The 25,633-nt window shown below is 54.3% G+C and carries 25 protein-coding genes; 1 reads left to right on the top strand and 24 read right to left on the bottom strand.

The genetic code is table 11. The annotated features are described in order from the left end of the window. Positions 1-2 precede the first annotated feature (2 nt). From ACFVTB_RS12505 to ACFVTB_RS12470, 8 genes are all read right to left on the bottom strand, one after another. Positions 3-986, bottom strand: a complete 984-nt coding sequence (locus tag ACFVTB_RS12505; protein WP_387748993.1) for a TadE/TadG family type IV pilus assembly protein — start codon at positions 984-986, stop codon at positions 3-5. Next, on the bottom strand, positions 940-3,201 hold the full coding sequence (locus ACFVTB_RS12500) for a hypothetical protein (protein WP_387748990.1): 2,262 nt from the start codon (positions 3,199-3,201) through the stop codon (positions 940-942). Before ACFVTB_RS12500 ends, ACFVTB_RS12505 begins: the two co-directional genes overlap by 47 nt. 20 nt (positions 3,202-3,221) lie before the next feature. Then, positions 3,222-3,938: a TadE/TadG family type IV pilus assembly protein gene (locus ACFVTB_RS12495; protein WP_387748987.1), complete on the bottom strand. Its 717-nt coding sequence runs from the start codon at positions 3,936-3,938 to the stop codon at positions 3,222-3,224. Further along, positions 3,910-4,146, bottom strand: a complete 237-nt coding sequence (locus tag ACFVTB_RS12490; protein WP_387748985.1) for a Flp1 family type IVb pilin — start codon at positions 4,144-4,146, stop codon at positions 3,910-3,912. Before ACFVTB_RS12490 ends, ACFVTB_RS12495 begins: the two co-directional genes overlap by 29 nt. 82 nt (positions 4,147-4,228) lie before the next feature. Further along, positions 4,229-5,095 carry a type II secretion system F family protein gene (locus ACFVTB_RS12485; RefSeq protein WP_387748982.1) on the bottom strand — a complete coding sequence of 289 codons (867 nt, stop codon included), beginning with the start codon at positions 5,093-5,095 and terminating at the stop codon, positions 4,229-4,231. A 16-nt stretch (positions 5,096-5,111) separates the two neighbouring features. Further along, positions 5,112-5,960: a type II secretion system F family protein gene (locus ACFVTB_RS12480; RefSeq protein ID WP_387748979.1), complete on the bottom strand. Its 849-nt coding sequence runs from the start codon at positions 5,958-5,960 to the stop codon at positions 5,112-5,114. After that, complete coding sequence (locus tag ACFVTB_RS12475) at positions 5,957-7,198, bottom strand: TadA family conjugal transfer-associated ATPase (RefSeq protein WP_387748977.1); 1,242 nt, start codon at positions 7,196-7,198, stop codon at positions 5,957-5,959. The genes ACFVTB_RS12480 and ACFVTB_RS12475 overlap by 4 nt, the downstream gene beginning before the upstream one ends. After that, positions 7,185-8,348 carry a P-loop NTPase family protein gene (locus ACFVTB_RS12470; RefSeq protein ID WP_387748974.1) on the bottom strand — a complete coding sequence of 388 codons (1,164 nt, stop codon included), beginning with the start codon at positions 8,346-8,348 and terminating at the stop codon, positions 7,185-7,187. Before ACFVTB_RS12470 ends, ACFVTB_RS12475 begins: the two co-directional genes overlap by 14 nt. A 279-nt stretch (positions 8,349-8,627) precedes the next feature. On the opposite strand from ACFVTB_RS12470, the gene ACFVTB_RS12465 reads away from it, so the two are divergent. Next, positions 8,628-8,747 carry a paeninodin family lasso peptide gene (locus ACFVTB_RS12465; protein ID WP_387748971.1) on the top strand — a complete coding sequence of 40 codons (120 nt, stop codon included), beginning with the start codon at positions 8,628-8,630 and terminating at the stop codon, positions 8,745-8,747. Positions 8,748-9,017: 270 nt separating this feature from the next. Here the strand turns inward: ACFVTB_RS12465 and ACFVTB_RS12460 are convergent, their stop codons facing one another. The 16 genes from ACFVTB_RS12460 to ACFVTB_RS12385 all read right to left on the bottom strand — a co-directional run bounded on the left by ACFVTB_RS12460 (position 9,018) and on the right by ACFVTB_RS12385 (position 25,573). After that, positions 9,018-10,919 carry an ABC transporter ATP-binding protein gene (locus ACFVTB_RS12460; protein ID WP_387748969.1) on the bottom strand — a complete coding sequence of 634 codons (1,902 nt, stop codon included), beginning with the start codon at positions 10,917-10,919 and terminating at the stop codon, positions 9,018-9,020. 13 nt (positions 10,920-10,932) lie between these two features. Beyond that, complete coding sequence (locus ACFVTB_RS12455; protein WP_387748966.1) at positions 10,933-12,114, bottom strand: nucleotidyltransferase domain-containing protein; 1,182 nt, start codon at positions 12,112-12,114, stop codon at positions 10,933-10,935. Beyond that, positions 12,111-12,593, bottom strand: a complete 483-nt coding sequence (locus ACFVTB_RS12450) for a lasso peptide biosynthesis B2 protein (protein WP_387748963.1) — start codon at positions 12,591-12,593, stop codon at positions 12,111-12,113. Before ACFVTB_RS12450 ends, ACFVTB_RS12455 begins: the two co-directional genes overlap by 4 nt. A 1-nt stretch (position 12,594) precedes the next feature. Next, positions 12,595-12,882: a lasso peptide biosynthesis PqqD family chaperone gene (locus ACFVTB_RS12445; protein WP_387748960.1), complete on the bottom strand. Its 288-nt coding sequence runs from the start codon at positions 12,880-12,882 to the stop codon at positions 12,595-12,597. Between the two features lie 2 nt (positions 12,883-12,884). Then, entirely contained in the window at positions 12,885-13,826 is a 942-nt protein-coding gene (locus ACFVTB_RS12440) for an aldolase (protein ID WP_387748958.1), read from the bottom strand. A 67-nt stretch (positions 13,827-13,893) separates the two neighbouring features. Beyond that, positions 13,894-15,000 carry a glycosyltransferase gene (locus ACFVTB_RS12435; protein WP_387748955.1) on the bottom strand — a complete coding sequence of 369 codons (1,107 nt, stop codon included), beginning with the start codon at positions 14,998-15,000 and terminating at the stop codon, positions 13,894-13,896. Continuing rightward, positions 14,997-16,211: a glycosyltransferase family 4 protein gene (locus ACFVTB_RS12430; protein ID WP_387748953.1), complete on the bottom strand. Its 1,215-nt coding sequence runs from the start codon at positions 16,209-16,211 to the stop codon at positions 14,997-14,999. The genes ACFVTB_RS12435 and ACFVTB_RS12430 overlap by 4 nt, the downstream gene beginning before the upstream one ends. Further along, positions 16,208-17,383, bottom strand: a complete 1,176-nt coding sequence (locus ACFVTB_RS12425) for a glycosyltransferase family 4 protein (protein ID WP_387748950.1) — start codon at positions 17,381-17,383, stop codon at positions 16,208-16,210. The genes ACFVTB_RS12430 and ACFVTB_RS12425 overlap by 4 nt, the downstream gene beginning before the upstream one ends. Further along, entirely contained in the window at positions 17,380-18,528 is a 1,149-nt protein-coding gene (locus ACFVTB_RS12420) for a glycosyltransferase family 4 protein (protein WP_387748949.1), read from the bottom strand. The genes ACFVTB_RS12425 and ACFVTB_RS12420 overlap by 4 nt, the downstream gene beginning before the upstream one ends. Beyond that, positions 18,528-19,868 carry a lipopolysaccharide biosynthesis protein gene (locus tag ACFVTB_RS12415; protein WP_387748946.1) on the bottom strand — a complete coding sequence of 447 codons (1,341 nt, stop codon included), beginning with the start codon at positions 19,866-19,868 and terminating at the stop codon, positions 18,528-18,530. The genes ACFVTB_RS12420 and ACFVTB_RS12415 overlap by 1 nt, the downstream gene beginning before the upstream one ends. 13 nt (positions 19,869-19,881) lie before the next feature. Then, positions 19,882-21,033: a glycosyltransferase family 4 protein gene (locus ACFVTB_RS12410; protein ID WP_387748944.1), complete on the bottom strand. Its 1,152-nt coding sequence runs from the start codon at positions 21,031-21,033 to the stop codon at positions 19,882-19,884. Beyond that, complete coding sequence (locus ACFVTB_RS12405) at positions 21,030-21,815, bottom strand: SGNH/GDSL hydrolase family protein (protein ID WP_387748941.1); 786 nt, start codon at positions 21,813-21,815, stop codon at positions 21,030-21,032. The genes ACFVTB_RS12410 and ACFVTB_RS12405 overlap by 4 nt, the downstream gene beginning before the upstream one ends. Continuing rightward, on the bottom strand, positions 21,812-23,236 hold the full coding sequence (locus ACFVTB_RS12400; RefSeq protein ID WP_387748938.1) for an O-antigen ligase family protein: 1,425 nt from the start codon (positions 23,234-23,236) through the stop codon (positions 21,812-21,814). Before ACFVTB_RS12400 ends, ACFVTB_RS12405 begins: the two co-directional genes overlap by 4 nt. Next, positions 23,203-24,129 carry a glycosyltransferase family 2 protein gene (locus ACFVTB_RS12395; protein ID WP_387748935.1) on the bottom strand — a complete coding sequence of 309 codons (927 nt, stop codon included), beginning with the start codon at positions 24,127-24,129 and terminating at the stop codon, positions 23,203-23,205. The genes ACFVTB_RS12400 and ACFVTB_RS12395 overlap by 34 nt, the downstream gene beginning before the upstream one ends. A 12-nt stretch (positions 24,130-24,141) precedes the next feature. Then, positions 24,142-24,825: a CpsD/CapB family tyrosine-protein kinase gene (locus ACFVTB_RS12390; RefSeq protein ID WP_387748932.1), complete on the bottom strand. Its 684-nt coding sequence runs from the start codon at positions 24,823-24,825 to the stop codon at positions 24,142-24,144. Next, the gene (locus tag ACFVTB_RS12385; RefSeq protein WP_387748930.1) at positions 24,806-25,573 is read right to left on the bottom strand and encodes a YveK family protein; all 768 of its coding nucleotides are present in this window, start codon (positions 25,571-25,573) and stop codon (positions 24,806-24,808) included. The genes ACFVTB_RS12390 and ACFVTB_RS12385 overlap by 20 nt, the downstream gene beginning before the upstream one ends. Between the last annotated feature and the right edge of the window lie 60 nt (positions 25,574-25,633).

Below are 25,633 nucleotides of genomic sequence, written 5' to 3'. Positions count from 1 at the left end.
GCTTACCCTCCTCCTTCCTTCGGTTTCTTTTCAACTTGAAAATGCATCGACGCCTGTTCCCCAGACGCCGAGGTTGCCGTCAGCTCCCATAATCCCGGCGTCGTATTGCCGGATACGTGCCAGGTCCATTTCACGAAGCCGTGTTCATCAGCCAACGCCTCGCCTAAATTTTTCGCTTTGCTCTGCCCGCTCTTATATTGTACTTGCAACGAAGCGACGGCTCCCGGTTTCGTTAAAGCCGTTAATGTGGCGGTATGACCTGGACGCAGCGGCGACGGTTGAATCGAGACGAGCTGAATTGGAACGATTTCGGCAGAGTCCGTTTCTTTATCTGTGGCTGGCAATATGTCGCTTACCCATACCCGCTCCGATGCCGGCTCTCGCAGAATGATCGGTTTATTCAGAATCGGAACGCGCATTGGAAACTCATAGGACGCTTCAATTGTTATGTAAGGCTCCTGCTTGCTCTTCAAGTCGGGTAAAGACAGCCGGGAAAGCGTAATCCGCTCAGGTTCGAGAATGGCTTTATCAGCATTACCGCGAAGAAGCGGTTCAACGGCGAATCGGCCAAGCTCCGTTGAAGCGGCGTCCACGAGTGGACTCCAATCTCCTTCGATAGCCGAAGAAGCTAACACGCCTGCAGGATCAGGAAGCCATCTCGCCGCCTCAGCGGCAATCATCCGCCAGCCGGACAAAGGCAAATTCGCAGGCTCTGCAGCCGGGGCAGGACTAGACCATTGCGAGACTGCCAACTCCGCAGGCCGAATATGCGCCGCGATTTGCCTGACGGATTGCGAGGCGGCCGATTGCAGCGCCATCTGCGCAGCGCATAGCCGGATAAGAATAATAAAAGCCATTAGCACAGCCAGCAGCAAGGGCATCGTCAGCGCCGCCTCAAGCACGATGCTGCCCTGCTCGTCTCTTCTGCCGTCTGCTGCTTTAGTAGGACCAGCCCATCGTTTTCGTCGCTTCATAACGATTGCCATTAACCGCTCCTTCCCACGCGCCGAATGCACCGATCGCCTTCATAACACCAGGTAAAAACCAAAATGCCATTTCTGCCTTTACTTCTCCTGATACGGCGGCAGGCACCCCTGCCAGCGTTACGCCGTTGTTCTGCTCAATAACAGCAATCATCCGAGATAGTCTCGGCGGACTGTCGGCTCCCCCGTGCAGCAGCATGAACAGTCTTAAGTAATCAGAATACGTCAAATCTATCTTGGCGTATTTAGACAACGGAGCTTTACCGTTCGTAGCCAGCCCTATAAAGTCTTCGATCGTTTTCTCCAGTCCGTATATCACTGCGCAGCCTAAAATAAGGAGCGGGTGCCCGGCAGAACGGCATTCGATCAGCCCCTCTGTCGTACGAATCGCCATACGCACACCAAACAACTCGCCATAGGAAGCCGCTACATTAGCGAGCGGGCGATGAAAGCCGTACAAAATGTACTCCGCCTCTTGGAACTGAAAATCCATCCTACTGGACAACGCGCCCTGTCCTCGGTCGCCCCCGGTAAACGACTCTTTCAAATATTCGGGTTGAAAGGCATGGAAACGCTGGAGTACGTATTCTCCTGCATACACCGAATCTCTGGCGCGCTCCAGCATATCCGCCATGCCGGCGAATAAGCCGTCCATCCTATCGACGGAAGCCTCGGCCTGATCGTATGCATCCTTAAGAGGCTTACCGTCCCCGGAAAAGTCTTCTTCTCCCGCTGCAACTTCGTTAAACAGCCGATTATGCTCGTATCTTTGCTTTACCAGTTCGAAAGTTTCCCGATTTCCGCCTTCGCCCGGCTGTTCAAGACCGCTTAGCATTTTCCGGCCCTGTTTCCAAAGCGAGCCTGCCTTGTTATTTTGCTCGCGCAGCCGCTTACGCACATCGCCTTGATCGACCGTTTCTCTTCTTAATTCAATCAATGAACGCTCGCCAAAATACACTTTTTTGTACTCGACATACTTCTCTTGCATTTGCCTTACTTGGCCCTTCAAAACACTGCTGTACGAATACCCCGTTCCAAGAGCCGCCTGCAAAGTCGAAGCGAAGTTGGAAATCGAAAGGCTGATCTTATCATAGGCCTTGCTTTGCTGCATCAGCTCCTCCCGATACTCGGAAAACCATCCGTCAGGCAGGATCACTTCTCTTGCGGTTCGGCGAATATCCGCCAATTGCCGGTCTGCTCCGCTATTATCGAAATCGCCGCTTTCCTGAGTCGATGAATGCTCCGAGACACGGTCATAACCAGCTTTGCTTGGCGATTGTTCCGCCAATTCCGCCACGGCTTTCATCTCATCGTTCACGCTTTGAGCTTCGGCAAGCGCAGTAATTGCTTTGAGGCGCAGCGCATCGTGCAGCTTAGCGAGCTTGCCATCCTCTTTCTGAAGCCGATCAAGCAGCGTTCGCGCATTTTGTTCGTAGGCTTGCCGCTGAGCTGCGTATTTCGGCTTTTTGCCGTTCTTTATCAATTCCATATCCGTTCGTACCCAAGATGCGTAAAGCTCATAATCCTCCGCCATCGCATTCGCGTTCAGTTGCGCCGCTTTCGAGCCGTCGACTGGAATAAGACCTGGCAGCCCGCCTTTCTCCGCCTCTTCGGCCGCTTCTTCCTGCAAAGAGACGATGGTTTCCAGCAGCGACTGTCTTTTCTCGTACAGTTTTCTAAGACGCTCCAGCGTATCGATTGCCGCAGTCCCCTCCTTCAACGTCTCTGAAAGAGGGGCAAACTTGGATAGTAGATCAATCGTGAAGTCGATAGGCGCTTTATATTTCATTTCCTCCAACACTTGTCGCTTGAAAATCGGATGGCTGCCCAGGTAGGCCGCATCATTAAGCTTCACATCCGTTAGTTTGGCGTCAACCATCCGGAATGAGCGGCCCGTCAGCGACCGCTGCCGTTCCAAATTGGCTTGCGCCGACCGCCGAAACAGCTCTTCGCCGTCCGTTCCTCCACGGCCGAACAAACCATAGCGTTCGTACAGGCCGTCGTCGAATGCCGACAGCACGGAACGTGTTCCGGCTCTCGCCGCATCCTCCGTCATCTTATTCAGCGTTGCCAATCTTGCATAATCAATCAGTACGGAAGAAAACAGCAGCAGCGAAGCAAGCGCCATGACCGAGAATACCGTCACCGCTCCTTCACGACGGATGGACAAGCGACACCACTGGCGTATTCGCTTTGCAAACTGGCCTGCCAAATTCATGTCCCCTCCTCCATCTCCGACTAAGAGCTCTTTCCGTATTTGCCAAGCGTTTTTTCCGCTTTCATCTTCTCTTTGCCACCCCAGCCCGAAGCAAAGCGATTGTTATAGTACCTTGCCAAATCGACGCTTCGAATAAATTCAACCGGATCAACGATGCCGGCAGCTGCAGCCGTCTTCGGCTCGGTTAAACCGAGCATTCGCTCTAGCGGGGCTATCGACACCGGCTGCTTCAGTTTAAGCTCGATTGTTCGTTTTACAGCCCCCGGCTCGTACTGGATGGAACCGGTCAGCGATGAGGCCGAAACCGCCCCGATCCAGGAAGAACTTGCGGTCAGCTTGCGTTCCGCCAGCCCTTCTCCCACATTCTCGCCTGCTGTTGCTTGTCCAGGCAGGTCGAGGGTGACGGCGGAAGCCTGTCCGCCCAGTCCGAACAGTGACTCGAGCAGTCGATCCTCTGTCATTCGCCAATACAATCCGTCGTAGAGCGGCTGCTCCAGCATGCCGTTCCGCCAATCGCGGTGACTATTATCCCAGCTGAAGGCCGTTCGCTCCGCCGCTGAGGAAGCCGAGTAATAAATGATGACCTTTTGATATAAATAGAGACTGAATAATAGAAATAAAAACAGCATCGTCAGCAGCAGCGGCATCACAAGCGCCGATTCGAGCGTAAAGCTGCCCCTTTGCCCCCACAAAATGCCACGCAGCCGGCTACGAAAAAATTTCGTCCGCTTTGTCATCGGCTTTGCCCATTAAGTTTTCGATCAGATCGATAATCCAATCCTTAAACAACAATGCGATAATAATGACAACGGCGATAATCAAAATAACCTCCAGTGTCCCCAGTCCGCTCTCCGAGCGCCAAAACTTTCGGACTGCCCGGCTTACTGCATTTCTCGGCCGGAAAATGCGTCCTCCACTTGATAAAAGAGCCTGTACTATTTTCATATTCGTTACCTTCCTCTCTTTAACCCGTTTTAAAATTCAACAAACCGTCTCAACGAACGACACAGCAGCTACAGCAGCAAGATCAAGACATAAGCAGCAGTGCAGGAGCTGCGACCAATACCATTAAAACAAGCAAAATGCCAACCAGCGGGAACACAAGCTTAGACGAAGCCTCCTCTCCCTTCGATCGGGCGACCGCCTTGCGCTTCTCCCACAGCGAATAGTTCAACTCCCGCAGCGCGAGTACGAAGTGCTCTCCTCCTCTGCGATAATTCAGCAGCAGCACGGTCGTAAAAACAGAAACCTCCTGAACGGCGCAGCTTCGATTAAAGCGCTCGATTGAAGTGCCGAAGGACTCCCCGTTCCGAAGAGATCGCACCACTTTGGCCCATTCTTTATAGAGGGGATGACTTTCGGCGTCCTTGCCATCGACGCAGCGCATAAACGCCTGCTGCACGGTCTCTCCCGCGCCGACCAGCAGCATCAGCTTGCTGAGCGTTTCGGGAAGCTCGAGCAAAATCGCCTGCTTCCGGCGAATAACAAGAGCGCCTGCTTCCGTGAATCGGCGAACAGGCAACAAGCATCCGACAAGCGCGCCGATCGTCAAAATGACCGTCTCTCCGCTGAGCCAAGCGAGCAGCGCGCTTGCCGTCAGCGCAGCGTATCCGCCTCCCGCCGCCGCAGCCAGCAGCCGCTTCGTGTCGTCCAGCCGCCATTCCGTCCCGTGCAGAACGACTTGCTTCGCATGGTATCCGCTTAGCGGCAGTTGAGCCTTCTCGAACACTCCGCTTCGTTCCAGAAATTCAGCGAACGGCCGTTCAAGCAACTGCGTTCTCGCCTCATTCGAAGACAAACGACCTGCAGCTTTAGCCCGCAAAACAAGCGATATTGCTTTTCTTGCTAATAACAGCCATGCAACGGTCAGTCCGACGGCTATCGCGGCTGCCATCAAATTCGCTCCCTCCTCATATCCGAATCGCCATAATCCGCTGGATAAACCAAAAGCATACCGCCAGCGCAGCCAGACCGACCGTCAGCAACGTATACCCCGCTTTGCCATATAACGGCGCCATATAGTCGGGCGCCGCAAAACCGAGAAAAGCAAGAAAAGCGAAAGGCACAGCCATCATAATTCGAGCTTCGAATTTTTTCTGCGCAATCATAACCGCGATTTCCTGCTGTACCTCCAGCTTTTCCCCAATCGTCTGAGACGTGCGCTTCATCACCGAAACGAGGTCGCCGCCGCTCCGTTTGCAAGCCGCCATGACATCGGCGAATTGCGTAATATCATCGATGCCGGCCCTGTTCGCCAAGTGTCGAAGTGCCTGCTCCAATGGTTCGGCGTTGTCAAGCCGATACTTAATCATTTGAAACTCGTTCAGCAGCTCCGTCCGAGGATCGGGATACAGCAGCCGCAAATCGTCGATCGAGGCAACGAACGCGTTCTCTACCGACCGTCCTGCGGCAAGCGAGGAGGCAAGCGAATAGAGCGCTTCTTTGAACTGAAGCTTCAGCCTCTGCTTGCGGCTGTTTATTAGGGATGCCCGATAGAAACGGGGAGCGCATAATCCAACAACCCCTAGCGTTATTGAAACGGGAACGGAACGGTAGACGATGTATAGTGCGACAAACATAATGGTGTACCCGACCGCCGCCGCGAACGCAAATTGGATGGTGGTCGTCGTTTCTCCGCCGTTACTCGGCCATCCGCTCCAGACGAGCAGTTTTCGCAAACGGCTGCTTTGCGGCTTCAGCTTCTTGCCCGCCAAAGAGACTCCGGGCTTTCTCCCTGATGCGGCTTGCCCGTTCTTCATCCGCTCCACTTCCTTTCATCCGTATCTATCCCGGCCATCTTCAGCTTATCGGTCTGAAGCAGCGAATGACCGGACCTCTTCAATTCTCCAAGAACGACACCGTCACGCTCGCCCTCCTCCTCAAAGCGAAATAGGGGCATGACCGCGATTTCGCCGTTCTCGACGCCAGTCACTTCACCTATTTCCGTCACCCTCCTTGAACGGTCGCGAAAGCGAGAGAGATGAACGACGATATCGAGCGCGGAAGCGATTTGCTGCCGAATCACTTGCACCGGCATGTCGGCGGCTCCGAGCACCATCGTTTCGAGCCTCGCCATCATATCCTTTGCGCCGTTTCCATGTCCGGTCGACATGGAGCCCGCATGCCCGGTATTCATCGCTTGCAGCATATCCAGCGCTTCGCCCCCGCGCACCTCTCCGACAATGATGCGATTCGGCCGCATCCGCAGCGATGCGCGGATCAAATCGCGAATCGTAATCTCTCCTTTGCCTTCCGTATTGGCGTTGCGAGTCTCCAATGACACCAAATTCGGCACACTGCGAATTTGAAGCTCGGCGGAGTCCTCGATCGTCACGATCCGTTCATCGGAAGCGATATGCTGCGACAACGCGTTCAGGAAGGTCGTTTTCCCCGTTCCCGTCCCTCCGCTAATAAAAATATTGTATTGAGCCGCAATCAACATCCGCAGAAAGCGAGCCGCTTCAGCCGTCAGTGAGCCGGCGGCGACCAGCTGTTCCATTGTCATCGGCCGCTCGGGAAATTTGCGGATAGTCACGGCAGGCCCCCGGAGTGCGACGGGAGGCAGTGCAATATGAACGCGAGAGCCGTCCTTCAGTCTGGCGTCAACAATCGGAGACGACTCGTTCACCACCCGGTTAACGCTCGCAACAATGGATTGAATCAAGTCTTCCAATCGGTCCCGGCTTTCAAACGCGGCAGGCAGCTGGCTTATCCTCCCGTGTCGTTCGACGAAAATCTCGGCATGATGATTGATCATGATTTCCGTAACGGAAGCATCGTCCATAAGCGGCTGCAAAATATCAAGCCCTCGAAAGGAGTGAAACAGCCGGTGAACCAACGCCGCCTTATCGGCGGCGGTCATAGCCCTGCTGCCGTCCCATTCAAGTACAGCGGACTCCGCTAGCGACAGCAGCCGTTCGTCGGATATTTCTCCGCTCAAATCGATTCGTTCGCGAATCGATTCCCGCAGCTGCCGGACCTGCTCATCGGTGAACAAGCGGTTTCGCCCCCTCTTCTTCGATTAGAAAGCGGAACAGCCGCTCCACCGCCGCTTTATAGACCGGCGATGCGATTATAGCGCCGCCGGATTTCCGCCGCCCTTCGCTCTCCTGCTCAGGCAGTTCAGCCGCTATTGGATGCTTTGCGCCAAAGCGTCCGCCATCTGCAGTGGGTACCCGTTCCGTGGAGCAGCGATTTACGACAAATTGAAACCTCCGCTCCACCGCTTCAAATCTTCCTTGCCAGCGCTGCTCCGCATAGCGATAAGCCAGCTCGGCTTTTCTTCGGACGGACGGATCGTCGGTCAACAGCCAGATAATCTGGTCGCTTCGCTCGCAAATTGTCATGTGGAGCTCATCCGTGCCCTCATCCAAATCGACGACGATCAAGTCGTATTGTCCCGTTGCCGAAATCGCTTTGACGATCGCCTCAGCGTCAGCAGCCGAAAGTGCCAGCCTGTCCTCCTGATTCGAGCAAGGCAGTAAATAATCTCCTTTGAAACGTGGATGTCGCTTACGGTGCTTCAACAGCCAATCTCCAGCCCGCTCCGGCTGCGACTTTAAAACGTACAGCAACTGCGAAAGCCCTTCGCCTTGGTGATGGCCTTCACCGCCAACCTCCAACTCTCCGCCATCCAGCTTGTAATGCCACGCACTCCAGCGCTCCAAATTCAAATAAAATGCGCGGCAGCCCTTGGCGGCCGCTGTCTCCATCAATTGAAGAGATAGCGTCGTTTTACCTACTCCTCCCGATGCCGAATAAACCGCAATGACGGATGATCCGTCTCCTTCGGCGCCTCGGTGAGCCTTGCCGCCAGACGCTCCGGCGTATAGCGCAGACAGCGATCTCAGCAGCTCGGGGAGCGGCTGATATTGCCTAATCTCTTCATACTCCGGGCATTGGCCTCTGGCCGTCACCAGCGCGGCAACCGGAACCTTCCCCAGCGAGTCGGACGCGGCGCTCAGCATGGATGGCTGTGCTGCCACGAGGTCTACCGGATAGCCGCTTCGCAAATATTGCACGAACGCGTCCGGATGAGTGAAAACGGTAAGCTGCCACTGTTCGCCAATGGGACTGTTCCTCACGTAATCGGCCAATCTTCTGGCATACTCCTGTTCCTTAACTGCAATCGCAACCTGCAACCGCATCGTTCATCCCCCTCCCTCCAAGCGAACGCAAAAAAGCACCGTAAAAGGCGCAGTTCCCTGCGTCTTCTACGGTGCTTCCGTATCGCTCGTTATTTAATTGACTAGAATTTACCATACAGAACCGACATCCGTCAACTGAAGTTCCCAAAAAAATCCTTGCAGATCATTTCCAAATATTTTAAAAAATCTAGATACAATTTGTATCGCTTATGCTATAATCAGAAACGTACCGTATCGAGTAGCTAAACTACATAAGAACAATGAAAGGGGGTGAGCTCAATGAAAAAACAATGGGAAGCTCCAGCTTTGGAGACACTGGAAGTGAAATTCACTTTCGACGGCGAACTCGCTGAAACGCAAGGCCGTCCTAAGCCAAGCCACTGGGGCCCTCGCTCCTAATTCATCACATTTTACACAAAAAGCTGTCCGCGGCGAAAACCGAGGACAGCTTTTTTCTTTTTCGACTAAAAACCGAAATCAGTACTTGACTCTAAGTAAGGAGAAGCGCTGATTTTAAGTTTGATCCTCTTTTTCAATAAAATGCGAAGAGCCTGCTCCTACGGGATCTGCGGCCCCCATATAACGTTCCCCTCCCCGCCTGGCGCCACATCCTACCATTTTTTGTGGATATCAAAACGATGGCGGGATTTACGCCCCAGTCGCTTATGCTTACAGCGCGGCATTTGCCGCACTGATTTCCACTTGCGGTACTTCATCCTGCGGCGAAGCTTCCGCTTGCGCACGGAGCAGCCTTTGGAAGCCCCCCTGCGAATCGCGCGCAAGCTCGGCATATCCGCCTTGCTGTATCACTTGTCCGCTTTCCAGCACGATCACATGATCAGCATTCCTAATCGTGGAAAGCCGGTGAGCGATGACGATAATCGTCATTGTTCCTTTAAGCCGCTCCAGCGCATGCTGAATTCGCAGCTCATTCTCGCCGTCCAGCGCACTGGTCGCTTCATCCAGCACGAGCACCGAAGGCTTGCGGAGAATCGCCCGGGCGAGAACGATCCGCTGTCTCTCTCCTCCCGATAGACGGATGCCCCGGTCGCCGATCACCGTATCCAGTTGGTCCGGCAGCTTGGAGACAAACGATTCGGACGCGGAGAAACGAAGCGCCTCCCACAGCTCTGTTTCCGTTGCATTTGGAGCACCAACCGTGAGATTGTCGCGCAAGCTGCCGTGGAACAGAAACGGCTCCTGCGCCACATAGCCGATTGAGCTTCGAAGCCGGCCGAGCCTTTCCCCTTCGAGCGGCAGCCCGTCGATCAGCACTTCACCCTCAAGCGGCGCCATCAAGCCCATCAACAAGTCGATGAGCGTGCTCTTGCCCGCTCCGGACTTGCCGACAATGGCCGTCATTTTGTTCGCGGGAACGAATAAATCGATATGTTGAAGCGCGCGGTCAGAATTCTCCGATTCCCCGTCCTCTTCCTCGCCTCTTCCCGCATAACCATAGCTGACATCCCGGCAGGCGATGCCGTGCTGCAGCTGGAAAGGCCGAAAAGACTGCCGATCCCCGTCAAAGCCATTTTCAACCGGATCATCCAGCTCTTCCTCCCGCTCAGCGTCGCTGTCTCTCTGAAGGCTCGTCACCGCTTCGAAGGCGGCTACTTTATTGACAATATTCTCAAGGCCTGATTGAATGCTGATGAACCTCGGCCATAGCCGGGTAAAGATAAGCACGATCAGCAGCAGCTGCTCCCCCGGTACTCGCAGCACATGCAAAGCCAAGTACACGAACCCTGCGATCAGCGCAACGGAGGAAAGCCGGTACAGCAAGTTTGAATTAGCGTAAACGCGATAGGCGTTGACCATATTTTTTTCCAATCGGCCGCAAAGCTCGGCAAACCAATCCATATGCTGCTGCTCGAGCCGATTGCTTTTTATATCCTTCATCCCGTTAAAATGATCGTTCAGCCCAGCAAAATAAGCTTTGGACAGCTGCGTCGTCTCCTTGCCCAGCTTGGCCGACTTGCGGACAAACCGTCGCGAAACGAGCGACAGCGTCACGCCGCTGCCAATAATTATCGCGGTCAATTCAAAGCTGAGCCACATCGCCAGGGCGATCTGAATGACGGTAAACGCAACCGATCCAATCATCTTCAGCAGCAAATCGATCCCGCCCGTAACCCGGTTCAATTCGGCCGACAGCGCCTGATTGAAGTCCGAGCTTCTCCTTTTCAAAAAAAAAGACCATTTGGCCCGCAGCAAGGAACGATGCGTATCAATTCGCAGCCGTTTCACAAAGGACTGTAAAATCGACTCGGACAATACGGTATGGTACCGCTGCAGCAGCGCCTGGCCGCCGACCAGCAGGACAAAAACAGCAAGCACGACGGCCAGATTCATACGAATGCCCCATTCACTCAAGTACGCCATGCCCGTTGAGACAAGCGGAATCTGGCCTAGCTCCATATCGAAGACGCCTGTCATGCCAAGCAAAGGGATAATCAGAAATATTCCGATTCCCTCAAGCCCGCTGACGGCCAGCATAAGCGAAATATGCGCATAGAGCCGGAACCCTGCAGCGGCGTGAAGCTGTTTCAACAAGACGAGCGTTGCTCTCATGCGCATCTCCCCCTCATACGGACGACCGCTTGACCTGTCTCCAGAACCATAGCACAGGCCTCAGCGGAAAATATAAAAAATGAAGGCTTCTCGGCAGCGGCAGTACATGCGCATCCTTGGAGCTTGGATACAGCTTATTGGCCGCATAAAGCCATTTCTGCCGTCCTGTCATCGATGCGAACAAATACCGGTTGAACGAAAGCGCCACATCTCTGCGCTCCGGCTTCGGAAACAGGACAACCCGTTCACGAATAAAGGTAAGCGCGAGCTGCGCAATGCGGACCGAACGTTCGCCCGCCGCCGCTTCCGCAGGCGCTTTCGTCCCTAACAGTGAAGCCGTCAGCACGACAGCCGCTCCCCCTAAGTGGACGCTTTTAAAGCGTCTGAGCTTATTGTTCAACACAGCCCAATCAAGCGGCAGTGCGAGCAGCCGGTCGATATCGATCAGCCAGCGCAGGCAGGACCAGCCGTGCCTTGTCCCGTGCAAGACGAGATAGAGATACAGGTCTTCATTGCCGAGCGTGTATACTTCTTTACCAAGATCGCTCCGCTGCTTGCCAGCCCACAGCTCATCAAACGCAGGCTCGGACACCGTATCCGGATTGAGCCGCCAATGCAGCTCGATTTCGATATCCTTCCCGTCGTGGATATAAGAATGATGATGGGTTTTGCGCTCCAAATTGTTCAACAGCTCGCCCGATTCCTGATGCAGACGGTATCCTAGCTCCACAAGCGCCTGCTCCGTCTCCGCCAGTTGCTCCTTCGGCACAAGCATATCCAAATCGCTGGATGTGCGTCCCGAAAGATCGCCGTAAAGCAGCTTGGCCAGCACCGGCCCCTTCAGCATCAGCGAACGAATGCCTTGGCCGGCAAGCGCCGAACATACGCGCGAGGTTTCGGCCGCCAAATGAAGCATCAGCAAGCCGTTATTGCGGTATAACCGCCGGATACGCTCCAACGTCTCCGCCGGCACCCATTCCTCGCCTGCAAGCTGTTCCTTTAATACCGGATACAACACCGGGTGCGTCTGATGATACTCCATAAAATCGCAAAATGTGCGCCAGTCGAGGCTCTCGGCCTCGCTCCGCGCTCTCTCTTTGTCCAGCCCGCCTTCCGCCCGGAGCAGAAGCAGCATAAATGTCATTTCTCTCGTAAGGGAACTTAAATCGATAGGATACGCCTGCACTCCGCTCATAGTTCTCTCTCCTCTAATCGGCCGTCCCCGCTGGCGAACATCGCCACCGTCGTATAACGGTCCATTTGCTCCGCACCGGTGAGAATGCGGTCTCCGCTTCGCAGCCACGCATGGGCTTTCATTCCGCCCGTACGCTCATCCTTGGCCGTACCCAAGTAGAGCGTGCTGGCAATCCCCCTTCTGCGCAGCATTCTTGTGCCTGCTATGGCGGTCACCAAGCATTTGCTCTCCCACGGCGTGAACCGTCCGGCAATGCGGAGCGCCCGGGCGACCGATTCCGCTTCAGCCATGCGTATGCTTCCAGCCGGTGCGCATGACGTTTCCGCCATTGGCTTTCCTAGCGACGGAGCGATTTTCCCGAAGGGCATCGCCTTCTCCATTCTCGCCCAACCGAGCTGTCCGTACGCTTCGAGAAGCAGCAGCTTGAACCGCATATCGGAGACGAGCAGCTTACGGATCATCACGATCGTCCTTGCCATGTTAACCGACCGAATTAATGATAAGCCCTTCGCCAGCCAGCTTGATCAGGAACGCCTCGACTTCCGCCTCGCATCGTTCCCGGTCGACCTCAAATTCCGCGCACAGCTGCTCCGTTATCCGGCCAATCGTCGTCGGTGAAGCAAGCAGCTCCCAAATTCGGCCGCCCGTCGCTCCGAGGTTATAATATTTGCCGCTCTCGATACTCATCATCACTTTCTCCCCGCCCATATCGCTTACGACATAGCCTTCGGCCTGCGAAATCGTCTCTTTAATCGCTACAGAATTCATCGCTATACCAACTCTCCTTGTTTGATTAGATTAAAAATCTGCTCCGTCAGCTCCGGGATGGAATAACGGCCTGCCGGGCGTCTAAGCTGATAGAACGGAACCGCATTCGCCGTCTTCGCCGCAAAGGCGAAATGCCATTGCTGCAAGCCGAGGCTGACCACGAACGAATTGCTGTATGTATGGTATTGAAAAAAATGAATGCGTTCGAGCGGCTGCAGCGCTCTCGCCGACACTGCGCCGATTTCGGCCTTGCCGAGTTCGAATAGGCCGCCAAGAGGAGCCGTACCGCCGTGAAAGCCCTTCTCCGCGGGAACGTCATACTTGTCGTACTCGGCCATTATCCGGGCATAATTACCGGAATCCATGCCGAAGTAATCCAAGCTTTGCGTCCACAGCTTTTGCCGCGGAAACGACGAATGCGCCGTCGGAACATGAGTGCCAGCCACCATTGACAGCGGTGTAATATCATCGCTCAGCATTTGACATCCCGCCTGCAGCAGAGCTGCCGTCAGCGTTGATTTTCCAGCGCCGCTGTCGCCCATCACGACATAGGCCTTTCCGTCAATCAGAACGGAGCTGCCATGTATCGGCACGATTCGCCGCTGAAATAAAAGGACGGCAAAGCAGATGCCAAGCAAATACAAACGCAGATCCCGATCGTCGATTCCTGGCTCGGGCATAATCTCAATCGTTCTGCCGGCCGTCATCCGGTAGGCCGCAAGCCCCTTTAATACAATGAGAACGAAGTCGTCGCCGTAAAAGCTATAGCGGCCTTCCGTATCGAATTCAGAGATGCAGCTGTGTAAGTCGGCGTATTCGATAATGATTTCGGGTTCATTCCCGAGCGCGGGGGCAGGCGGCAGCTCTGGAAGCTCGATTTCGCTCTCTATGCGAAGCCCGTACGCCGAATACCGCTTTGTTGCGCCAAGCAGCCTGTTCGTCACTTCTAATCACCTCGTTTTATTTGATACTAATTGTAGCAATAATATTATAAAATATCAACAAAATGTATCAAGATGAACGCAGCTTTACGGCTCGATCCAAATAATCAAGCAGCCTTTCGGCAAAAATCCGTTCATTGTACTTCTCTGCATGCCTTCTGATCGCGGCCGGGTCCCATGCTTTCGCTTCAAATCGCTCCAGTGCGCGGACAAGCGATGTGACGGTCTGCTCCTCAAAGTAAAGCCCGTTCTGATCCGGGACAATCGTATCGAGCGCGCCGCCGGCTTGAAAAGCGATAACCGGACGGCCGCAGCCGTTCGCTTCGAGCGGGACGATGCCGAAATCCTCGAGTCCGGGAAACAGCAGCGCCTGGCAGCGCTGTAAATATCGTACGACTTCCTCGTCGCTCCTTCTCCCGAGAAAGACGACGCTCGGACCGGCCAGCGCTTCGAGGCGGCGGCGATCATCTCCGTCGCCGATGACGATCAGCTTTCGGCCGGTCGCCGTGCAGGCCTCAACAGCCAAATCAATCCGCTTATACGATACAAGCCTCGATACAACCAAGTAATATTCGTCTGGCGGTTCGTCGGCGACGGCAAATCGTTCGATCTGAACCGGCGGATAAACGACCGGCGCGTCTACACCGTAAAAGCGCTTGATACGATCCTTGACGACGGTCGAGTTGGCTATAATACGATCCACCTTCCGCGAATTGCGGCGGTCCCACGACCGCAGCGGAAGCGTACAAGCTTTAACCGCTGCCAGCAGCCAGCGGGGCAGCCCGCTTTCCCTCATATAGCCGTCGAAATCCCAAGCGAAACGCATCGGCGCATGACAATAGCAAAGATGTACGCTGTTCTTTCCTTTAATTAGCCCTTTCGCGTAAGCACTGCTGGAGCTAATAACGATATCGTAGCCGCTTAAATCCATAGACCGGACTGCAAACGGAAAAAGCCAGAAGAACAGCTTAAATCGGCTTTGAATACGGGGAATCCGCTGCATCCACGTCGTTCGGATCGACGCGTCCTGCAGCTCGGGAAGCAGCTTCTCGCGAGCGGCTATTGTCGTGTAAATCGGCGCGTCGGGGAACATTTTGTGAAGTACGCCGACGACTCGTTCCGCTCCTCCCATTTGATTCAAGTAATCATGCACAATCGCCACCTTCGGCTCGATCATTTGGCAATCCCCCTTGCCCGTTCTGCTTCCGGGACATCGCTGCCTAGAGCCGCTTCCAACTGTTGCAGGCAGCTTTCTTCATATACCGCTTCGACCTTGCTCGCCGCCTGTTCGATCGAGAAAGCGGTCCGCACGCGCTCCTTCCCCCGTTCTCCGAGCGTTCGGCGAAACAAGGGGTCTTCCAACAGCTCGCATGCGTAGTAGACAAGCTCGTCGATATTGCCCGTCTCGTACAGCAAACCGGTAATGCCGTGCTCGATAATGTCCGGCACCCCTCCGCCGTCCGTCGCAATGACCGGCGTGCCTTGCGCCATCGCTTCGATAATCACTCTGCCGAACGGTTCGTTTTCGGAGCAAAGCAGCAGCGAATCGGCCGCGCAGCAAATATCGTCCACCTGATCGTGAAAGCCGGTAAAGCGAATCCTTCCCTCCAGGTTGCGCTCGGCAGCCATCGCCTTCAGTTCTTCCCAGTAGCGGCCGTTTTCCGACCTAAACTTTGGTTCGCCGACCACCCACAGGTAGATGTCATGCCCTTGCTCGATCAATACGGCGGCGGCGAGGATAGCGTCCTCCTGCCGTTTCCAGCGGGCGATTTGCCCGACAATTGCGAACACGAAGCCGTTCTCGGGCGTCTGCAGCTCCTCGCGGATATGCTTTCTCCTGCGCTGTTTATCGGCGGCGGAAGTCTCTTGGACGACCGTTCCGTTATGGACGAGGCGAATGCGAGAGCGCAGGCCCGCCAGCTCCATGCCGTCGGCGACTGGCCGCGAAATGGCGATCAGCGATCGGGCCGCTGCGAGTGCGACCAGCTTAATAAGCCAGCCGACCGGACCTTTCGGCGGCATGTCATGCAAATGCCAAATAACTGGAAGCCGATGATGCCAGCGAAACAGCGAGGCCATCAAGCCTGCGCGCACCGAATTGGCATGCACCGCATCCACGCTATGCTTCTTTACTTCGCGGGCGAATCTCCAGCCCGCTCCCAGCATGCGGCCCGCGTCTCTCGCCAGCATAATCGGATTGCGCGACAGCCTTGCGCGGGCGCTTCGCAGCGGCACTGTCGCCAGACCGGCATCGCCGGCACGACGCAGCAGTTCGCCTTCCGGCGCGAACAAAATCGGTTCCACCCGCGACATATACGCGGCGGTCATAAGCAGGTTCACCTCGGCGCCGCTCACTTCGCCGGTATGGTTGTACAATGCGATTTTCACTGGCGCTTTCTCCTTTCCGCAGCGTCCTCCAACACTTCGGTCACCGACCTCGCCACCTGGCTCCACGTATAGTTCCGCAGAACAAATTCATGGCATTCTTCACGGGTCGGAAGCTGCAGCTCGCCTTTTAACGCTTTGACGAGTTGGCGGGCCATCGCTTGCGGACTGCCGTCATCAAATAACAGATCGCCGGACAATCCGCTTAATATTTCTTTCGTGCCGCCGTACGGCGTCCCCATTGCCGGCGTTCCGCATGAAAGCGATTCGACGGTAACGAGACCGAAGCCTTCCAGCGTAACGGTCGGAACGACGCTAATATCCGCGGCCTGATACCATTCAACCAGTTGCTCGTTGCTTACACGGCCTACCATTTGCACCCGTCCGGTCAGCCGCCTCTCCGCAATAAGCTGTTCATACTCGCCGCGCATCGGGCCTTCGCCTGCAATGACGAGCCGGGAATGCGGACAATGCTCAGCAACCTCCGACATCGCTTCAATTAGGCGATCGATGCCCATACGGCGTACGATTCTCCTGACGCAGAACAGCAGGCTCGTATGCTCTTGCACGCCTAGCTTCTGCCGAACACTGAGCCGATCGACGGCAGGCGCGAAGCGCTCGTGCTCCACCGCCCCCGGAACGATATCGATTCGCTCCCCGTCAATTCCGTAATGCTCGATCATCATCTTGCGAAAATAATCGCTGAGCACAATAAACCGGTCCGAACGGCGATAGGTCGCCAGCTCGATCCGTTTTTTCATCCGGTATCGCGCTTCTCTGACCAGGAAAGGCGTTCCGCTTTCTTCCAAATTAGATTCCATTGCCCAAGGGCCGTGGAAATGGGTTACGATCGGTATATGGTCCGGCAGCAGGTCTCGCGAAATCATTGACGCATACAGCGCGAAATGGGGATTAAACACATCCGGCTTTTGGTCCGCCACGATAGAGGCGGCATGCCGGCGAAACGACCACATCCGGCTCAGAATCGGCGCATCGGCATTGGCCGCCTTCTTAATGCTCAACCCAGCCGAAAGCTCCTCCCGCTTTCCTCCGGCAATCAACCCGATGGCTGTATGTCCGTGCTCCTTTAGCGCTTGGTTATAATCGGCATAGTAGCGATTTAATCCTCCGGGCTGCCACTCGTTCCACCCAAGTCCGGTCGTCAACACCTTCATCCTATCCGCTCTCCCTGTCCATCCCGTCTTTTCTCTGCCAAGCTTTCATAATAATCGAGTGTATCCTGCGCAATTCGGCTCCACCCGTACGTTTGAGCGGTCTCATACGCCTGCACTCGAATTTCTCTAAGCCGTTGCGGGTTCGCAAGCAGTAGTTCGAGCTTCTGGGCAATTGCCTGCGAATCCCTGGCTGGGATAATAAGCGCATTATGCCCGTCTTGCAAAAAAGCGTCCGTCGAAAATGCGGTCACTGGCGCCAAGCCGCAAGCCATCGCCTCAATCAGCGAAAGCGGAAAGCCCTCCGACAAGGTTGGGAAAAGCTTAATCTGATGACCGGTCAGCAGCGCCGGCAGCTCCACTTGCCGATAACGCTCGACGACCGATATTTGCGAGTGAACCTCCTCATCATAGTCCTCCAGAACCCGTTCGACGGAACAACCGGTCCCTATAAACGATATCGATACATGCGGGTACCATCGAAGCAAGCCATTCAGAGCCGCCGCCGTATACCGAATGCCCTTTCTCGGAATATAACTGCCAATTTGCGCGATGCGGATCGCTTGTCCGGCAGCTCCCCATTCGATCGGCAATCCCAGAAAAGCGTCCGGCAGCCCGTTCCGCACGATACGAGAATTTGCGCCTTCCACCTTTAATCGGCGCAGCGCATAGTCATAATCGCGTTGATTTAAAAAAAGCGATCCGTCTGCCCTGCGGAATGAAATCGCCACTTCCTTTAAACGCAAGCCGCCGTGATATAACGGGTACTTCCAGGAAAGACGAAGATGGCCTCTCCGCTCTTCCTCCAGCAAGCTTTCGTGCATCGTATGCTCCAGTCCGTGGCTGCGGGTAACCAAAATCGGGCCGTTCCTTCTGCTCCGCAGCAGGCTCCAGAGCCAGGCGTCGCCGCTGGAAGCGTCCACGACGTCCAGCTTCTTCTCGCTGGCAAGCTTGCGAATTTGTCGCCATAAAAAGAACGGAAAGAAAAGAGGCTTAAGCTTACCCGGAATATAAGACGGCAGTTGGTCGAAGGAAAATAACGCAACGCTGTGTCCAAGCCGCCTATATTGCTCCCCAAGCCGATAAGTGACGCCTGGAGCGCCCGCATTCTCATCCAATGGATGATGAATTGATAAAAGAATATACATTAGACGGCCTCCATTTTTTTCTTTTTGCTCCCCAGCTCGCGCCATTGATTCCTCATCCAGAGAAAATCCTCCTTGCAGTAGAAAAACGAGGAGAGCCGCACGCCGTAATCCCTCACAAACAGGACGATAAGGACGGCAAAATTAACGACGGAGGACAACAACAACGCGTACGCCGCGCCTGCAATGCCGTAGCCGGGAACGAGCAGATTGATCAGCAGTGCGTTCATCAGCAGCGAAGCTGCCTTAAGCGCCGTCGTCCGGCCCGGTTTGCCTGTCGCCATAAACGCTTGAGCGATCGTCCAGGTCGCACTCGACACGACCGTATGAACGACCAGTATGCGAAAGAGACCGATCGCCTCTTTAAAGCCGCTGCCGTAAAGCAGCAGCAGGGCATATGGGGCAAGCGCAATCGCCATAAACCCGAGCACGATCGTAATCATGGAGCTGATCCGGTGCATTTTCAAAGTCAGCCTCACCGCCTCTTCCTGCTGCAACGAGGCCGCCTGTGGAAATAGCACCGAGACGACCGAGGTTTGGATAATTTCCAGCATTTTCGACAAATTCAAAGCGACCAGATAGATGCCTAGGCTTGCTGGAGATAACAAGCCTGCTACAAGCACTTGATCGATATAGAACGACAGCGTCCCCGCCAGATCGGTGCCGTAGGAACGGATGCCGTAGCCGGTCAGCAGTCGGGCCGAAGCCATCACTTTTTTTTGCCGAATCCGGTAAATGCGCAGCAGGCGTACTGTTGTCCAAAGGGTGGCGGGTGCTATCGGAGCCAGATAGGCAATAGAAGTATGCAGCGGGGTCACCTGATTTGTCGTAACTAATGCGATCAGCAGCATCAAAGTCATCACGTTAGGCAGATACCGCATTCGGTTGTAAAGCTGAAACTCTTCTCTTGCCTGCAAAACCGCATTATTCATGATGCCTAGCAAGCCAAAGGGAACGAGCACAAGCGCCCAGCAAGCGAACTGCACCGTCTCGGTTGAATAGCCGGACAACCACTTCGGAATAAGCAGCAGGCCGGCTCCGACCGACAGCGCCGCCAGGCATAAGCCGGTCCATAAGGAGGCGACATACAGGGAGCCGTCGTTTCCTTCACGCTTCTTCATGTGGTAAATAATCGAAGACGGCAAGCCAAGCGTTACGATATAGGAGAGCAGCTGCGGCCACATAATCATCGCTGCCTGCTCTCCCCTGCCTTCCGGTCCCAGAAAACGGGCGATTATGATGCCTGTCAGCGTATTGAGCAGCAGAATAAACAGGTTAGAGGCAAAAATTTGCGCGATGTAGCCTATTAAATCTTTCCTTTTCAAAAACTCGAATCTCGCCATCTTTCGCTTCCTTTCAGCGAGGCGTCGCCGTTACGGCTTTATGTACAGCCGTCTCTTGAATAACGCGGCTGTAATGGCCCGCCATTTCGCTCCAGGAGCAGTGGACCGCCAGCCGTTTTGCCTCGTTTCCCATACGGATTAGCCGGTCCCGGCTGCTCAAGCATTGCTTGATCGCATCCGTGAGCGCTTCACGGTCGTTCGGATCGTCGATAATAATCGCCGCATCGTTGTTCAACAGCTCCACGGCTCCGCAGTTGCAGCTTGTAATAATGGGCAGCCCGACAGCCATCGCTTCCAGCAAAACGAGTGCAAACGGCTCGTATCTGGACGGATAGACGAATAAATCAGCCAGCGACATCATTTCGGCAATATCGGTGCGATAGCCGAGAAAATGCACCCTGTCCGCGATACCGAGGCTTTGCGCCAATTGCGGGTAAATGCTGCCTTTGGTCGAGCCGATGACGAGCAGGTGCAAATCTTCGACGTCCGCCACCGACTTCAGCACGGTGTCCAAATTTTTGCGGGACGATTTGATATCGCCTGCAAACAAGGCGTATATCTTGTCTTCCGACAAGTGATAGTCGGCCCGCTTCACCTTGCGCGGATAGAACTCCCGCAAATCGACGCCGTTACGGATAACCGAAATATGCTCCTCCGCGATGCCTACCGAATCCAGCAGTTCCTGCTTCACCTGCTCCGAAACGGCTACAATTCTGTCGGTCCGCCGAACGGCGAACTTCTCCAAAAAGCTGTTTAAAAAATTAAAAATATACTGATAGAACGACCGGGCGCTCTTGCGCTCTCGGAAAGGATGATACTTGGAGTTGAGCCAGGAACGATGAACGAAATGAATGCAGTTGATATTGGAGCGCGCGTACGTGATAAAGCCATTCGCAACCGTAATGTCGATTCGCTTGCCTAGAAACAACAGCCACAAGGCAGAGGCTATTGCGAACCATTGATTTCGCAGCAGCTCGCTTGGCAGGCGGCGAACGCTAATTTTTTTCCAGACAACCCTGTCCATCGCAGCCAGCTCTTCGGACAGCTCGGACGAAATGACGACTACCTCATGCCCCTGCGCAAGCATTTCCCGAATGACCTCGTAATTAACTCTGCCTTGACCGTCGCCCTTGCGTACTTTATGCGTGATAAAGCAAATTCTCATCGAACACCTTCCTTTATTTCTGCGCTTCCTAGCCCTATCCGACTAGCCTCGATTACGGCATACAATTCGTCCGCAATGGTTTGGTGCCCGGCCTCATTAGGATGGAATCGATCCTCCCAATAGTCCTCCCATTGTCTTAGCAGAGCGGAAGTATCACAGCGATGAACGCTGCCGCTGCGCTGGTGCCTCCATGCGACGGCGTCGATTTGCTGCCGGAAGGCTTCCAGTGACGACCCGGAGGACGGGAAATAAACGGGATCTGCAGCAATCGGCGTTAACAGAATCAAATGAGTGCTTGGCGATTCGTTTAACAGCCTCGTTATAAAAGGATCCAAATAATTTCTGAACTCACTCGGACTCATCCAGGCGATTCCCCCGAATAAGCGAATCGCCGCCCATTTACATCGCCATCTTATTGCCGATTCGATTCGCTGCATCGTTTTTTTATACCGGTTCTTGGAATAATACGGCCGCGGATCCATCCATCCCGGCTTTCTCCATCTGGGAGGAAACAGCCTCAGAGCGGCAGGCTTCGGCCGCACAATCGCTTCGGTGACGCCGTGAGCGACAATAACAATGTCCGGCTGCATGCGAATGATCTCCTTTTCATGCCTCCGTATGGACTCGTCAAGCATCTTCGCGCTGGCGCCGAAATTGTACAGTTCTACTTGCCCCTCACCGCGCGAACGTAGCCTGTGCGCAAGCTGGCTTGGATAAGACTTGCCGGTTCGTATAACGCCAAGCCCTTCCGTAATCGAATCCCCCAAACAGATCAGCTTCATGCGGTTTCCCCCTTCCCCTCCGGTTGATGGGAAGCGAAGGCCAAGGAAGCGAGCATCCAAAACACGGCCCCCATCACCCCGGGCAATATGTTGCTTCCAAGGAGCAGAAATAACAGCGCTCCTAACGCCGACAGACTTAAACTCGCATAATTCCCTTCGATTTTTCGCGACCGAAACGCAGCCCGTGCCAGCATAAGCAGCATGCCGATAAATGCGATTCCGCCAATCACTCCGAACGTATACAGAACGTTCAAATAGCCGTTATCGAAAGATTGGATGGCGCTGTTGTTCAGCTTGGCGCTAAGACCGGTGCTGCCTAGGCCGTTTCCAATCGGATTGTATAATATCGCATTTGTAATCGAGCTAGAGAATGAAAGTCTTTCATTGTAGGACACATCTTGGTTCAGAGAGCCGAGCGTATTGATTCTGGAAATGATGGCGTCCGCTCCAGGCAAGCTGGGCAGCACGAACTGATAAGCTAGCAGCAGAACGGCCAGCATGGCAGACAGCTTCGCCTTCCCCGCTCGCGAGCTGACGAAGTAAACGATCAGCATAACGACCAGCGCTACCCATGCGCTTCTAACGAGCGTAATCAGCAAAGCAAAGGCGACGATTAGCATGCCTGCCAAGCCGAGCGCTCTCCATCTTTTATTCATTACCATGACGCCAAGGGCGAAAGCGAAAAACACCCCTGCCGGCCCCGGTGAATTCAACGTCGAAAAGACGCGTACCTTTAACGGCTCCGGCTGCCCAATGGACATCATTCCGGAATGGTGCATCCAGAAACGGTCCCACTCCGGCAGGTACAAATATTGAACAATGCCGTATAAGGCAACTATGACCGCCAGCCGAGAGAAGCTTTTCAGCCAACGGTCATGAACCTCTCTGCCAAATTGAGCCGTATGGACGTAGGCCAGAATAAAGACGGGGCAGAGGTAACTAATGAAGTCGTAAACGGCGGCCACCGCACCGAATTGAACAATCCCTAGCACAAGCCCGTATCCCATCAGCAAGGCGAATAGGATGACAATTCTGCGAAGCACTGGATTCATGCTTTTGAAGCCGGAAACGACTGGGATAAGCAGCGGCAGGCTGACGAAATAAGGGGCAAGCGAAAGAATCGGCGTTTCGCTGTAAACGTGAAAGGACCAGTCCAGCAGCCGGCGAATTTCGGGGCCAACTGCCCACACCGCCATCACATATGGCAGCAAGGCGACCGATCTGACATGCTGCAGCAAAAAGGCGACAGCGCTTAAAAGCAATACGATGCTGAACTGCCAAAGCTCGATGCGCAGCCCGTGGTTGGCGGACAGCCATCCGATCAGCAGGATTCCAATCGTTACTCCAACTGCGACGGCCATTCGGTTAAAAATAGGTTTGGCGACTGCTATGAATCTAACGACGCTCTCCATGATTTCCATCCGTCCCATCTGCCCCTATAAGTTGAAGCCAGCTTATGGAAGGCCGCCGTTCGTTCTCTTGGCAGCATTCTGGCGAAATTGGCAATGCCCGGCGTCGGCTTGCTCCCGATCAGAAGAGCCCAAAGGATAAAAAAAGGCCTTCGATAGCCGTTCAAATGCTTCAGCAGGACATAAGTTTCGTTATGCGCTTCGTTGCACCATGCTGCTTCGTTATACCCGTTCCTCTTATCTTCGTCAAAGCGCTCGGCCGGATAATGACTGACGCCGATATCGGGATCATACACAACCCGCCAGCCCAATCGTTTGACTGACAAGCTGATTCCGACCTCCAAATGAACCTGCGCACCGCTTCCGCGGAGCCTTTCGTCGAACCGCAGCCCTGCTATCGCCGCTTTGCGGAAGCTCATGTTCGCCCCCTTCAAAATATCGACTTCACGGCTGCCGCCAGTTCCGATATGATGATTGCCGATCATTCGGCCGAACCACATCATTTTGCCGACCGTTCCGTTCGCGCCTTCTTCCAATCGGTTGCCGTGATAGACCCAATCCTTTCCGCCTAAGCCGCCGAGCGCCGGATCGAACTCGTACCGATAAACCATTTTCTCCAGCCAGTCGGGGAATGGAATCGTATCATCGTCGAGAATGGTCACGATATCGCCAGTAGCTTGCGCAATGCCCGCGTTCAAGGCGGCAACCGCCCCGGGAACCTCAACCGCAACGGCTTTTACGGACCATTGGCTCGGCTCGCTCAGAAAGGCTCGCGTGTCCTTGTCGGTATCGCGGACAACAACGATCACTTCATCAGGCATTCTCGTCTGCCTGCATAGTCCCGCCAAGCAATCCGCTAAATTCGCCACCCTCTTATAGGACGGAATCACGACGCTTGCTCGCATAAGCCGCTCCTTTCAGTTGGATATTCCGTAATATTTGGCATATCCGATATCACGACGTTTGATTTGATTCAGCACTGTGCCAATGACACGCGCTTGTACAAAATCCAGCTTCTCTTTCGCTTTGCGAACGTACGACTTCTTGATCTTGCCGCAATGGACGACCAGCAACACCCCGTCGCACAGCGAGCTGACGACTATTCCGTCCGTCACCGCCAATACGGGCGGCGTGTCGAACAGAATCAGATCGTATTGCGTCCGCAGTTCATCAACCAGCCCCTTCATTCGATTGGAGCCGAGCAGCTCTGCAGGGTTTGGCGGGGCCGGGCCGGAAGTGATAATCGATAAGCCGTCGATCTCACTTTCTTTTATCATTTCTGCCGGCAGGCATTGTCCGCTTAAATAATTGGTTAGGCCGACCCGATTGGTTTGCTGAAACAGCCGGTGGATGGAGGGCTTGCGCAAATCGCCGTCAATCAGCAGCACCCTCTTCCCCTCCAAGGCGTACGCAGCCGCGAGATTGGAAATAACGGTCGATTTCCCTTCGCCGGATAAAGCCGAAGCTGCCATCAGCACCTGAATCGGGTTGTCGACCGAGGAAAATTGAATATTGGTACGCAGCGTTCGATACGCCTCGGACACAGAAGAGCTCGGATTGTAGGCGACAATCAGCTTAGGATCATTGGTTGAGCGTCGCATAATGATTTTCACCCGCTTCCTTCAATAATGTAGGCTGAGCGATGCGCTGGCGGCCGGTACGCAGCTCTTCTTTCGTCGTCAATCCGATGGAGGCAAGGAGAGGGATGTCAACCAGAGCTTTCAACTCCTCTTCGCTTCGTACCCGGTCATCTGTGAAATGGAGCAGCAGGACGAGCGAGACGGAGACGATTAACGACAAGACAAAAGCGATCATGATGCTCATCGTCAGATTAATATTAACCGGCGCATGCAACTGGGACGAATCGGTCTTCGCTTCATTTAGTATCGTAATGTTATCTACGTTCATAATTTGGGGGATTTGCTCCTTGAACACGTTCGATATCGCATTTACGGTTGCCGCTGCGCTCTCGTAAGAGGAGGAGGTATAGGTAAGATTCATGACTTGCGAATTGTTAGGCGAGGACACACGCAAGTTTTGCGACATTTCGTAGACGCTGTCCTCCAGCTGCGGGTAACCGCTCTTCACCTTGTCCAGAATAGCCGAAGAATCGATAATTTCTTTGTAGGTATCGATGAGCATCAGATTCGTTTGCAGCGTTCCTACAGTCGGCAGCCCGTATTCGTTGACAGCCGAGGACTGGTTCACGATTAGCTTTGCAACAGCCGAATAGACAGGCGTTGTAAAGTAATAGCTCTTCACGGCTGCCGCCGAGCACGCGAGGACGACTAGTATGAGGACGAGCCACCATTTTCGAGCGACAATTTTGAAGTATTGTTTGAAATCCACCTTGCACCTCCGCGTCAACGATCTTGATACATTATGTATATTAACTACTTTATGATACAT

This window comes from Paenibacillus sp. NPDC058071, assembly GCF_042885235.1.
GTDB lineage: Bacteria > Bacillota > Bacilli > Paenibacillales > Paenibacillaceae > Pristimantibacillus.
The sequence above is the reverse complement of the archived record's forward strand: the minus strand, read 5'-3'. Positions and strand labels throughout refer to the sequence as shown.

Bases quoted from the DNA above. Each gene is read 5' to 3' on its own strand.
- ACFVTB_RS12505 (WP_387748993.1), bottom strand. From the start codon at position 986: ATGGCAATCGTTATGAAGCGACGAAAACGATGGGCTGGTCCTACTAAA.
- ACFVTB_RS12450 (WP_387748963.1), bottom strand. From the start codon at position 12,593: ATGGCAAGGACGATCGTGATGATCCGTAAGCTGCTCGTCTCCGATATG.
- ACFVTB_RS12420 (WP_387748949.1), bottom strand. From the start codon at position 18,528: ATGTATATTCTTTTATCAATTCATCATCCATTGGATGAGAATGCGGGC.
- ACFVTB_RS12455 (WP_387748966.1), bottom strand. From the start codon at position 12,114: ATGAGCGGAGTGCAGGCGTATCCTATCGATTTAAGTTCCCTTACGAGA.
- ACFVTB_RS12485 (WP_387748982.1), bottom strand. From the start codon at position 5,095: ATGGCAGCCGCGATAGCCGTCGGACTGACCGTTGCATGGCTGTTATTA.
- ACFVTB_RS12495 (WP_387748987.1), bottom strand. From the start codon at position 3,938: ATGACAAAGCGGACGAAATTTTTTCGTAGCCGGCTGCGTGGCATTTTG.
- ACFVTB_RS12500 (WP_387748990.1), bottom strand. From the start codon at position 3,201: ATGAATTTGGCAGGCCAGTTTGCAAAGCGAATACGCCAGTGGTGTCGC.
- ACFVTB_RS12405 (WP_387748941.1), bottom strand. From the start codon at position 21,815: ATGAAGCTGATCTGTTTGGGGGATTCGATTACGGAAGGGCTTGGCGTT.
- ACFVTB_RS12435 (WP_387748955.1), bottom strand. From the start codon at position 15,000: ATGATCGAGCCGAAGGTGGCGATTGTGCATGATTACTTGAATCAAATG.
- ACFVTB_RS12415 (WP_387748946.1), bottom strand. From the start codon at position 19,868: ATGGCGAGATTCGAGTTTTTGAAAAGGAAAGATTTAATAGGCTACATC.
- ACFVTB_RS12445 (WP_387748960.1), bottom strand. From the start codon at position 12,882: ATGAATTCTGTAGCGATTAAAGAGACGATTTCGCAGGCCGAAGGCTAT.
- ACFVTB_RS12425 (WP_387748950.1), bottom strand. From the start codon at position 17,383: ATGAAGGTGTTGACGACCGGACTTGGGTGGAACGAGTGGCAGCCCGGA.
- ACFVTB_RS12490 (WP_387748985.1), bottom strand. From the start codon at position 4,146: ATGAAAATAGTACAGGCTCTTTTATCAAGTGGAGGACGCATTTTCCGG.
- ACFVTB_RS12460 (WP_387748969.1), bottom strand. From the start codon at position 10,919: ATGAGAGCAACGCTCGTCTTGTTGAAACAGCTTCACGCCGCTGCAGGG.
- ACFVTB_RS12480 (WP_387748979.1), bottom strand. From the start codon at position 5,960: ATGAAGAACGGGCAAGCCGCATCAGGGAGAAAGCCCGGAGTCTCTTTG.
- ACFVTB_RS12465 (WP_387748971.1), top strand. From the start codon at position 8,628: ATGAAAAAACAATGGGAAGCTCCAGCTTTGGAGACACTGGAAGTGAAA.
- ACFVTB_RS12470 (WP_387748974.1), bottom strand. From the start codon at position 8,348: ATGCGGTTGCAGGTTGCGATTGCAGTTAAGGAACAGGAGTATGCCAGA.
- ACFVTB_RS12400 (WP_387748938.1), bottom strand. From the start codon at position 23,236: ATGGAAATCATGGAGAGCGTCGTTAGATTCATAGCAGTCGCCAAACCT.
- ACFVTB_RS12410 (WP_387748944.1), bottom strand. From the start codon at position 21,033: ATGAGAATTTGCTTTATCACGCATAAAGTACGCAAGGGCGACGGTCAA.
- ACFVTB_RS12395 (WP_387748935.1), bottom strand. From the start codon at position 24,129: ATGCGAGCAAGCGTCGTGATTCCGTCCTATAAGAGGGTGGCGAATTTA.
- ACFVTB_RS12390 (WP_387748932.1), bottom strand. From the start codon at position 24,825: ATGCGACGCTCAACCAATGATCCTAAGCTGATTGTCGCCTACAATCCG.